We start from the raw sequence: 10,224 nt of genomic DNA, 5'->3' as shown, positions 1-10,224 counted from the left end.
CAGAGTCCGAATCGCTGTCTGAATCGGAGTCACTGTCAGAATCCGAGTCGCTGTCCGAGTCAGCATCGCTGTCAGCATCCGAATCGCTATCTGAATCGGAGTCGCTGTCAGAGTCCGAATCACTGTCGGAATCCGCATCGCTATCGGCATCGGAGTCGCTGTCAGAGTCACTATCAGAGTCAGAATCGTCAGGAGAAATTGAGGAGTGGTGATCTTTATTTGAAGTGCCAGCAAACATCGCCGCAATGCCCAGTAGAGCCGCACCCGCCATGACCCAACCGGCAATGCTTTGCCCTGTTCCACCGGTAGCAATGACTTCTGAAAGATCGCTAATCAGGAAATAATGGGCACCATCAGTACCCGCGCCCTCCAGCCACCATAATGCGCCCGTCTCATCGTCCATAAGAACCAGGTCACTGTGCTGTCCATGCTCATCCACAACGAAAAAGTTTTTAATTGTAACGGTGTCACCGTTATGGAGTTTTAGAACAAGATCATTACCTTGCCGGGCATATGAACTAATCTCTTCACGCTTGACATGCAGGAGAACCACTGACTGCGTATTTAGATTAACTAGATTGCCATCAACGGTGCGTTCGACACCCGTTTCTTTCACTGTCACATTTATATTTTTCATCAGGTTGCACCCTTGAGATGAAGACGCAGTCAGAGGTATGAGATAATTCTTAATAATGCATCTTATTAGATATACCAGTTCCTGGAGTCCCGCAAGGTCACGACAAAATAAGAGAATTACATCCTGAAATAACATAAAAACGTTATTTTACATATAATTAAAATAATTCACTCACATTTTGAGATGTTAATAATGGCCATAAGAAAAACGGTTGCTCACGGTTATTACAATAAAGATAAAATCATGAATAATACATTTCTCATATTGAGAAACACCCATTTAATCACTGATTCAAAAATATCTGTGATATTAGTCATGTAAATAACAGATAAAAATCAACAGTTTTTTTTAAAGTTTAAAAAAAAGCATAACAGATAAACCATACGCTTACAGTGGTTTATTAAGGAAAATAAATCACCTGGCGGGGGAGATTTTAAGAATAAGGAAAGAAAAAGAGACAAAACTTGCCAGTTAAAAACAGGAAGACAACGCATAAAAGTAAAATTCAGGCTGGCGTTCGTTTCACTTTAAAATAAAGAAACGTTTCGATGTAGTTTTAATTAAAACACTTACCATAAATAACTTAATAAATATCGGTAAAGAAAACGGCTCCCTTTCGTGGAAGCCGTTATTGTGCCGCAGTTAAACTCGGTCAACCGTTTCTTAACTGCTCAGCATTGCCGTCTTGCGCGACTTTGGATTTATCTGGCTAATCCTAGTCGCGGGATCTCAATTGCCGGACAGCGATCCATCACCACATTAAGCCCGGCATCACGCGCCAGCACCGCGGCCTGCTCATTTATAACGCCCAACTGCAACCACAGCGTTTTCGCCCCAATAGCCACGGCATCCTGCGCAACGCCCCACGCCGCTTCCGAATTGCGGAAAACATCGACCATGTCTACTTTTTCCGGCACATCGGCAAGCGTTGCATATCCTTTTTGTCCCAGTAGCGTAGTGCCCGCAACCTTGGGTGAAACAGGGATGACGTGGTACCCCTGCTCCAGAAGATATTTCATCACCCGGTAGCTTGGACGGTCAGGTTTGTCACTCGCGCCCACCAGCGCAATAGTCCGAGTCGAGCTCAGAATTCCTGCAATATCGTTCTCTTTCATCTTCATCCTCCTGCTATTTAGCCCAAGTGTATGCTAATCCGGCTAAACCAGCCATCCACTCTAACCTACAGATACATCAAATTTTTTCACCCTGGCGCTTGCAGCAGCAGCCACTTCCAGTAATCTGTCTGCAGGCCAAAATGTGGAATGAAATAATGGAACTGACAATACGTACATTACCCGCGCGCAAACATATCGCGCTGGTTGCACACGATCACTGTAAAGATATGCTGATGAAATGGGTTGGGCGCCACCAGCAACTGCTGGCTCAACATACGCTATCAGCAACCGGCACGACCGGTAACCTCGTCGCCCGCGCAACCGGGCTTGAGGTTCAGGCACTTCTGAGTGGTCCAATGGGTGGCGACCAGCAGGTGGGCGCATTGATTTCGGAAGGTAAAATAGATGTGCTCATTTTCTTCTGGGACCCGCTGAATGCGGTGCCACACGACCCGGATGTTAAAGCCCTATTACGTCTGGCAACGGTATGGAACATCCCGGTCGCTACCAATGCTTCTACCGCTGACTTTATTATTCAGTCTCCACACTTCAGCGATCCTGTTGATATTCTGATCCCAGATTATCAGCGCTATCTCGCTGACCGTCTGAAATAAACCGCGCTGGCGGCCAGGCCGCCAGTTGTTATGGTTTTCTCGCTATTGGTACATCCAGCGCCTCTAACATTTCGACAAACGGTGAAGGTTGTTGTTTGTTAAATAGCAACCAGACACGTAAACGAGCACGGGTGATTGCGACGTACAGCAAACGTCGTTCTTCGGCATCAGGAAAATCTTCCGGTTGCGGTAACAATGCCTGCTCCATTATCGACTCACGCGCCGGTGCAGGAAACGCATCATCCCCATCCTGAAGCCCCAAAACAATAACGTAATCCGCCTGTTGCCCTTTGCTGGCATGGATAGTCATAAAATCGAGCTGCAGGTGCGGCCAGCGCGTTGCGGCTTTATCCAGCTCCGCTGGTCTCAAATGATGGTAACGGGCCAGCAGCAAAATTCGCTGTTCTCGTTTGACATAACCGCTCAGTTTATCCAGCAAATCGTCGAGTTTATCCTCGGCCAATAACGTCACGGCCTTTTTGTCCCCTGCGACCAGGCTATTCAACGGTTTGGTTAACTGGTGCGGATTTTGCTGAATAAACCCGTTAGCTACTTCGCCTATCCGGCCATTAAAGCGGTAAGTGGTATCCAGCGCACAACAGTCACCTTCACCAAAATAGTGATTAAAGGCCGTCGTCAGGGAAAGTTGAGCGCCGCTGAAACGATAGATAGCCTGCCAGTCATCGCCGACGGCAAATAGAGTGGTCTGCGTATTTTGCCGACGCAACGCTACCAACAATGATGCCCGCTGCGGAGAGATATCCTGAAACTCATCAACCAAAATATGTTTCCATGGACTGACGAACCGCCCTTTATCAAGAATATTAATCGCCTGGTGAATCAGGCCGGAAAAATCGACGGCATTCTCATCTTTTAATGCCGTTTTCCACTCTTTGAGCAACGGTGCCATCAGCTTGACCCGTTTGCCAAAGAGATCGCGCACCTCTTCCGGCGCACCCGCAATCATCTCGGCCTGCGATCCTCCGTGCATCCGCATCAAGCTGACCCAACGGTCGAGGCGACTCGCCATCCGACGCTGGAGCTTTTTGTCCTGCCAGAAATCCCCTTCCGGAATCTGCCAGCCCATCTCCTCTTCCAGCCACAACCGCCAGCCTTTCGCCTGCGCTTTTTTCTCCTGACACTGCTGCTGCCAGCTCTGCACTAATAGCTTTTGTCGGGTAGCGGTATCGCTTTCCAGCTTACTGATCGTTGGCACTTTTTTACTGCCTTGCTGAATAATATGCAGGGCCAGGGAGTGAAAAGTACGAGCGGATATCTCTTCTGTGCTTAAACGCTCACGGATACGTTCATCCATCTCCTGTGCCGCCTGGCGACCAAATGCCAGCAGCAGGATCTGGTCGGCTGCGGCTTCGCCACGCGTCAGTAACCAGCCCGCACGCGCCACCAAAACGGAGGTCTTACCGCTTCCGGCCCCGGCCAGAACTAATAAGGATCGCTCACCGTTCACCACCGCACGGGCTTGCGCCGGGTTCAGGGGTGATGATTCCACGCTCGCAAAAAAGCCACGGTACTGTTCCAGTATCGATTCAGTGAATGCCTGATTATGAGCAAGCCTGGCCTTTTCCGTATCACTCAGCCAGCCCAGGCACTGCCGCCACAGTTCACGGCAGTTATCGAAAGCCTCAAGGCGACCGGTCGGCATAGGTAATCCACTTAGCGCACTTCGGATTTTACTCTGAATATCAGTCACCTGCTGGCGAGTTAGCCATTTACCCTCAGCGCTTGAACGCGCCACTTCTGCCAACTGCTGGCGAAGTAGATCGGCAGCAATGTCGCTCATTTCCGCACTCCACTGCTGCCAGAGAGTATTCAGATGATGATAAAAACGCTGCGTGTCGTTCCATTCGGTGCCATGCAAACGCACAACTTTATCATCTGGCAGGACAAATTCCAGTTCGCCCCATACCAGTCCGCGCTTGCAATGAACCGACAATAACTGATTGAAAGGTATAAGATACTCATGGCTGTCGCCGGAAACCTTTACTCCGGCATTGAGGAGTTGCACCCTGTCATAAGGATGCTGCGCCATGCGTTTGCCTAATGTTGTCGCTTTAAGTTCCATATAATGTCGAATTTCAATCAGGTTGGTTGTTTTTAAGTTTAACCGCCAGTGGCCGAGTGCTCCAGCGTAAAAAACGCTACAATGGGCGGGTCTTATTATCCACAGGATTAAACAGAGGGTTTATGCGTACCATTCTGAATATTTTAAACTTTATCCTTGGCGGTTTCGCCACCACGCTCGGCTGGCTGCTGGCAACACTAGTGAGTATCATTTTGATCTTTACACTACCGCTCACACGTTCCTGCTGGGAGATTACCAAGCTCTCTTTGCTGCCATACGGAAATGAAGCGATTCATGTTGATGAACTTGAACCTCAAGGAAAGAATAGCCTGTTGAACGCGGGCGGTACTCTACTGAATATATTATGGTTTATTTTCTTTGGCTGGTGGTTGTGTCTGATGCATATCTTCTGTGGTATTGCACAATGTGTGACCATCATCGGCATCCCGGTCGGTATCGCCAATTTTAAAATCGCCGCAATTGCTTTGTGGCCACTGGGCCGTCGAGTCGTTTCTGTTGAGACCGCCCGCGCCGCGCGTGAGGCCAATGCCCGTCGCCGCTTTCAGTAATTGGATGGAACAAAGAAATGCTTAGCCCCCTGCTACGCCGCTATACCTGGAACAGCGCCTGGTTATATAACATCAGGATCTTTATCGCACTCTGCGGTACGACTGCATTTCCATGGTGGATTGGTGAAGTAAAACTGACTATTCCCTTAACACTCGGAGTAGTGGCTGCGGCGTTGACTGACCTTGATGACCGCCTGACAGGACGTCTGCGCAATCTGGCCATCACTCTGGTGTGCTTCTTTATCGCTTCGGCATCGGTGGAACTTCTCTTTCCCTGGCCCTGGCTGTTTGCGATCGGCCTGACCCTCTCCACTATAGGCTTTATTTTGCTCGGTGGATTAGGACAACGCTATGCAACAATCGCCTTTGGCGCTTTATTAATTGCTATCTATACCATGCTGGGCGTAACGCTTTACAGCCATTGGTACCTCCAGCCGTTGTTTTTGTTAGCCGGTGCGGTCTGGTATAACTTACTCACTCTAGCCGGACATCTTATCTTCCCTATCCGCCCTCTTCAGGACAATCTGGCCCGCAGTTACGAGCAGTTGGCTCACTATCTGGAGCTTAAATCGCGACTGTTTGACCCGGATATCGAAGATGAAAGCCAGGCGCCGTTATATGACCTGGCGATAGCCAACGGCCAGTTAGTCACCACACTGAATCAGACGAAAGTCTCTCTATTGACTCGTCTACGCGGCGATCGCGGTCAGCGCGGTACCCGCCGCACTTTGCAGTATTACTTCGTGGCTCAGGATATTCACGAACGCGCCAGCTCATCGCATATTCAGTACCAAACGTTGCGCGACCACTTTCGCTATAGCGACGTGATGTTTCGCTTTCAACGTATGCTGTCTATGCAGGCGCAAGCGTGCCAAAAACTCTCACGCGCTATCCTGCTACGCGAACCCTATCAACACGATGCCCACTTTGAACGGGCATTTATGCATCTTGATGCCGCACTCGATCGTGTACGGGCGAGCGGAGCACCGGCTGAGCAACTTAAGGCGCTCGGCTTTTTGCTCAATAACCTGCGAGCGATAGATGCCCAGTTGGCGACCATTGAATCCGTACAGACTACTCTACAGACCAATAACAATACTGAAAACCTGCTCGCGGATGACCAACCTAACGGTTTTAGCGATATCTGGCTACGTTTGCGCAATAACATGTCACCGGAGTCAGCTCTATTCCGTCACGCGGTTCGGATGTCTTTAGTCCTGTGCGCGGGCTACGCCTTTATTCAGCTTACCGGGCTGAACCACGGCTACTGGATATTGCTGACCAGCCTGTTTGTTTGCCAGCCAAACTACAACGCCACGCGCCACCGACTGGCGTTAAGAATAATCGGTACGCTGGTTGGAGTAGCGATAGGACTCCCGGTCCTGCTCCTGGTACCTTCAGTAGAAGGCCAGTTACTTCTGATTGTTCTGACTGGCGTGCTGTTCTTTGCTTTTCGCAACGTACAATACGCCCACGCAACGATGTTTATTACCCTATTGGTCCTGTTGTGCTTTAACCTGCTGGGTGAAGGCTTTGAAGTCGCCTTACCCCGTATATTTGATACGTTGATCGGTTGTGCGATCGCCTGGGCAGCCGTAAGTTTTATTTGGCCCGACTGGAAATTTCGCAATTTGCCGCGAGTCCTTGAACAGGCAATCAACGCCAACTGCCGATATCTGGATGCTATTCTTGAGCAATATCATCAGGGACGTGACAACCGACTGGCTTATCGTATCGCGCGGCGTGCGGCGCATAACCGCGATGGTGAACTGGCATCAGTAGTCTCAAATTTGTCCACTGAACCCAGAGCTGACTCAGCGATGCGAGAAACCGCATTCCGCTTACTGTGTCTGAACCATACTTTTACCAGCTATATTTCAGCGTTGGGTGCCCATCGGGAAAAACTGACAACACCGGATATTCTGGCGCTGCTGGACGATGCCGTTTGCTATGTTGATGATGCGCTGCACCATGCACCCGCTGATGAACTGCGGGTACAGCAAGCTTTGGCAAGCTTGCAGACCCGGATCCAGCACCTTGATCCTCGAGCTGACAGCAAAGAGCCTTTGGTGCTCCAGCAAATTGGATTACTGCTGGCGCTGCTGCCAGAAATATGTCGGCTACAACGACAGGTCAATGTTCAACCCGAGTAAGTCTCTATCTCTCGCTGCTGTTCTACCGCCCACTCTTCGAGTTCCTGACGCAGTTGCATCGGGAGTGTGGCGGCATGCACGCCATCGATAGCCCCAGATAACGAATAAAGCACATTGACCGTTAGCGCTTTATTTAATCTTAATAACCTCAGCCAGGCTTTTTTCGCTCCAATTTCGCGCAACGTTTTTTCATCAGGAATACCTGAATTAATCAGCTGCAGCTCCATGTGGAAACTAATATTTGGCAAATTTTTTAATCTCCCTGAGTTTTTCTGCTTTTGCTTCTCATTGCGTGCGGTCTGAAATGAAAAAAATGATAGCTGGAAAAGCATATTGTTGTCACGCCAAAGTGCTTCATCGATATGATAATATTTCAGCGCAGCTGGTCGACCATTCTTTCGCATTATCAAAAGAGGGGTTTTATGTTCAACGCGATACTCCGCGCTCTGCTCACAAACCCTAAGATAAATTTCCCCCTCAGCAACCATAGCAAAAACGGTATTATCTATCGCCAGACTATAGCCGCCAAATAAAGGCCGACAACTGATTTTCCCTAATGATAACAAGCAATTCTGGAACTGTTTGATCCGTAGACTTGGAAATTTCTTCATGATTATTCCTTTGTTAATCATGTAAATAAAAAATAGTTTCGTTAACGGATCCGCTAATTAAGAAAGTAATTGACTTCTCTTGATGCGGCAAGATGAATTATGCCTTCATTTTAACCAACTTATGTTTTTGCGAGCCGCTTTCAGAAAAATATCGCTCAATGAAGTCAAAATGCAATAAGGTAAAGTATTTGATAAATATTAATAACAAAAGAAACCAGAATACTTAGCATCGGTAGTGCATCCAAAACGGATAACACTCATACAGGGGAGAAAAATTCACTCAAGTAGAAATGTTTTCAACCATGAATTCACATCATATGCATACTGGAATCATGCTTTCCCCACCGAATCAACCGGGAAAAAATGAAGTACAGATTTCAGTCAACAGAAGAGAAAATGTGGTTGATCTTTTTACCTGTCGTGTGTACTGTACATTCATACAGTAACTCACAGGCGGGATAGACTATGTTTACTTCAGCTCACGCAAATCGTTCACCACTGACTTCTACTTCAGTACGCCGTCACGCTCATGATGCAGTCGAACACCCAACCAATGGGCTGATCAGTGAAATTGTCTATCGCGAAGATCAACCCATGATGACGCAACTATTATTGCTTCCTCTATTACAGCAACTTGGTCAGCAATCACGCTGGCAGCTGTGGCTAACGCCTCAGCAGAAACTGAGCCGCGAATGGGTACAGTCCTCAGGTTTACCGCTGTCAAAGGTGATGCAGATCAGCCAAATGTCGCCCAACAATACGCTGGAATCAATGATCCGCGCACTGCGTACCGGCAATTATAGTGTTGTGATTGGCTGGTTGTCAGATGAACTCACAGTTGAAGAACATGAACAACTGGTTGTCGCTGCGCAAGAGGGCCATGCAATGGGCTTCATCATGCGTCCAGTGAGAAATATTGGTCAGCCAGGCAGACAACTTTCTGGGCTAAAAATTCACTCAAACGTGTATCATTAAATGAATTTAGGATTAATCCTGGAATTTTTTTTGCCCTGGTGGATGGCTTAATTTTTTAATGCCCGTTTTTGTTAAAATGCCTGTCTGATGCGGTCTCGCGACTTTTTTTGCAATATGAAATCCAACCCTACGTTGTTAAACATTAGGTACACAACCCTTTTTTTTCATATGCCTGACGGAGTTCACACTTGTAAGTTTCTAACTAAGTTGTAGACTTTACATCGCCAGGGGTGATCGGCTTTCGCTGCATGTATCAGCATAGTTAACAACAAGTCACGCCCCGGGTGAAGGATTTAACCGTGAGGTCTTTTGTACCTTCATGGCGAATTTTGGATGATAATGAGGCGCAAAAAATGAAAAAGACAGCTATCGCGATTGCAGTGGCACTGGCTGGCTTCGCTACCGTAGCGCAGGCCGCTCCGAAAGATAACACCTGGTATGCAGGTGCTAAACTGGGCTGGTCCCAGTATCACGACACCGGTTTCTACGGTAACGGTTTCAAAGGTAACAACGGTCCGGTTCGTAACGATCAACTGGGTGCTGGCGCGTTTGGTGGCTACCAGGTTAACCCGTACCTCGGTTTCGAAATGGGTTACGACTGGCTGGGCCGTATGGCTTACAAAGGTAGCGTTGATAACGGTGCTTTCAAAGCTCAGGGCGTTCAGCTGACGGCTAAACTGGGTTATCCGATCACTGACGATCTGGATATCTATACCCGTCTGGGTGGTATGGTTTGGCGCGCAGACTCTAAAGGCAACTACGCTTCTAACGGTGTTTCTCGCAGCGAACACGACACTGGCGTTTCCCCAGTATTCGCGGGCGGCTTAGAGTGGGCTGTTACTCGTGACATCGCAACCCGTCTGGAATACCAGTGGGTTAACAACATCGGCGACGCTGGCACCGTTGGTACCCGTCCTGATAACGGCATGCTGAGCTTAGGTGTTTCCTACCGCTTCGGTCAGGAAGATGTTGCTCCGGTTGTAGCTCCGGCTCCGGCTCCGGCTCCAGAAGTAACTACCAAGCACTTCACCCTGAAGTCTGACGTTCTGTTCAACTTTAACAAAGCAACCCTGAAACCGGAAGGTCAGCAGGCTCTGGATCAGCTGTATACTCAGCTGAGCAACATGGATCCGAAAGACGGTTCCGCAGTTGTACTGGGCTACACCGACCGTATCGGTTCTGATGCCTACAACCAGCAGCTGTCTGAGAAACGTGCTCAGTCCGTTGTTGATTACCTGGTATCTAAAGGTATCCCGGCTAGCAAAATCTCCGCTCGCGGTATGGGTAAATCCAACCCGGTCACTGGTAGCACCTGTGACAACGTGAAAGCTCGCGCTGCTCTGATTGACTGCCTGGGTCCGGATCGTCGCGTAGAGATCGAAGTTAAAGGCTACAAAGACGTAGTAACTCAGCCGCAGGCTTAAGTTATCGCGTTAATAAAAAACCCCGCTGATGCGGGGTTTTTTG

The 10,224-nt window shown here is 48.7% G+C and carries 9 protein-coding genes; 5 read left to right on the top strand and 4 right to left on the bottom strand.

Features of this window, described 5'->3' with window-relative positions; all coding sequences use genetic code 11:
* Together QVF11_RS20110 and QVF11_RS20105 are read right to left on the bottom strand one after the other, a co-directional pair.
* Positions 1–637: BapA/Bap/LapF family prefix-like domain-containing protein (locus QVF11_RS20110; protein ID WP_287858864.1), on the bottom strand; the 637-nt coding region annotated here is incomplete at its 3' end.
* A gap of 701 nt (positions 638–1,338) precedes the next feature.
* Entirely contained in the window at positions 1,339–1,752 is a 414-nt protein-coding gene (locus tag QVF11_RS20105) for a CoA-binding protein (RefSeq protein WP_112214595.1), read from the bottom strand.
* A 155-nt stretch (positions 1,753–1,907) separates the two neighbouring features.
* Between QVF11_RS20105 and mgsA the strand changes: the two genes are divergently transcribed.
* Positions 1,908–2,366, top strand: coding sequence for a methylglyoxal synthase (gene mgsA / locus QVF11_RS20100; protein WP_112214596.1), 459 nt, complete (start codon positions 1,908–1,910; stop codon positions 2,364–2,366).
* Between the two features lie 28 nt (positions 2,367–2,394).
* On the opposite strand, the gene helD is transcribed toward mgsA, so the two are convergent.
* Positions 2,395–4,449 (bottom strand): DNA helicase IV, encoded by a 2,055-nt coding sequence (helD, locus tag QVF11_RS20095; protein WP_287858862.1) that lies wholly within the window; start codon positions 4,447–4,449, stop codon positions 2,395–2,397.
* 122 nt (positions 4,450–4,571) lie between these two features.
* Between helD and QVF11_RS20090 the strand changes: the two genes are divergently transcribed.
* A complete protein-coding gene (locus QVF11_RS20090; RefSeq protein WP_287858861.1) occupies positions 4,572–5,018 on the top strand; it encodes a YccF domain-containing protein in 447 nt (148 codons plus the stop codon).
* Between the two features lie 17 nt (positions 5,019–5,035).
* Positions 5,036–7,171, top strand: a complete 2,136-nt coding sequence (gene yccS, locus QVF11_RS20085; RefSeq protein WP_112214598.1) for a YccS family putative transporter — start codon at positions 5,036–5,038, stop codon at positions 7,169–7,171.
* On the opposite strand, the gene QVF11_RS20080 is transcribed toward yccS, so the two are convergent.
* Positions 7,159–7,782 (bottom strand): TfoX/Sxy family DNA transformation protein, encoded by a 624-nt coding sequence (locus tag QVF11_RS20080; RefSeq protein ID WP_287858859.1) that lies wholly within the window; start codon positions 7,780–7,782, stop codon positions 7,159–7,161. The two genes, yccS and QVF11_RS20080, sit on opposite strands and share 13 nt — an antisense overlap.
* Before the next feature lie 465 nt (positions 7,783–8,247).
* Between QVF11_RS20080 and sulA the strand changes: the two genes are divergently transcribed.
* Both sulA and ompA read left to right on the top strand, forming a co-directional pair.
* Positions 8,248–8,757 (top strand): SOS-induced cell division inhibitor SulA, encoded by a 510-nt coding sequence (sulA, locus tag QVF11_RS20075; protein WP_112214600.1) that lies wholly within the window; start codon positions 8,248–8,250, stop codon positions 8,755–8,757.
* A gap of 353 nt (positions 8,758–9,110) precedes the next feature.
* On the top strand, positions 9,111–10,181 hold the full coding sequence (ompA, locus tag QVF11_RS20070) for a porin OmpA (protein WP_112214601.1): 1,071 nt from the start codon (positions 9,111–9,113) through the stop codon (positions 10,179–10,181).
* The last annotated feature ends 43 nt before the right edge of the window (positions 10,182–10,224 follow it).

Source organism: Klebsiella sp., from assembly GCF_027492335.1.
GTDB lineage: Bacteria > Pseudomonadota > Gammaproteobacteria > Enterobacterales > Enterobacteriaceae > Klebsiella > Klebsiella huaxiensis.
This window is presented reverse-complemented; position numbering and strand designations above follow the sequence as displayed.

Excerpts from the sequence above, each read along its gene's own strand:
- QVF11_RS20090 (WP_287858861.1), top strand. The coding sequence starts at position 4,572 with ATGCGTACCATTCTGAATATTTTAAACTTTATCCTTGGCGGTTTCGCC.
- ompA (WP_112214601.1), top strand. The coding sequence starts at position 9,111 with ATGAAAAAGACAGCTATCGCGATTGCAGTGGCACTGGCTGGCTTCGCT.
- mgsA (WP_112214596.1), top strand. The coding sequence starts at position 1,908 with ATGGAACTGACAATACGTACATTACCCGCGCGCAAACATATCGCGCTG.
- helD (WP_287858862.1), bottom strand. The coding sequence starts at position 4,449 with ATGGAACTTAAAGCGACAACATTAGGCAAACGCATGGCGCAGCATCCT.
- QVF11_RS20105 (WP_112214595.1), bottom strand. The coding sequence starts at position 1,752 with ATGAAAGAGAACGATATTGCAGGAATTCTGAGCTCGACTCGGACTATT.
- sulA (WP_112214600.1), top strand. The coding sequence starts at position 8,248 with ATGTTTACTTCAGCTCACGCAAATCGTTCACCACTGACTTCTACTTCA.
- QVF11_RS20080 (WP_287858859.1), bottom strand. The coding sequence starts at position 7,782 with ATGAAGAAATTTCCAAGTCTACGGATCAAACAGTTCCAGAATTGCTTG.
- yccS (WP_112214598.1), top strand. The coding sequence starts at position 5,036 with ATGCTTAGCCCCCTGCTACGCCGCTATACCTGGAACAGCGCCTGGTTA.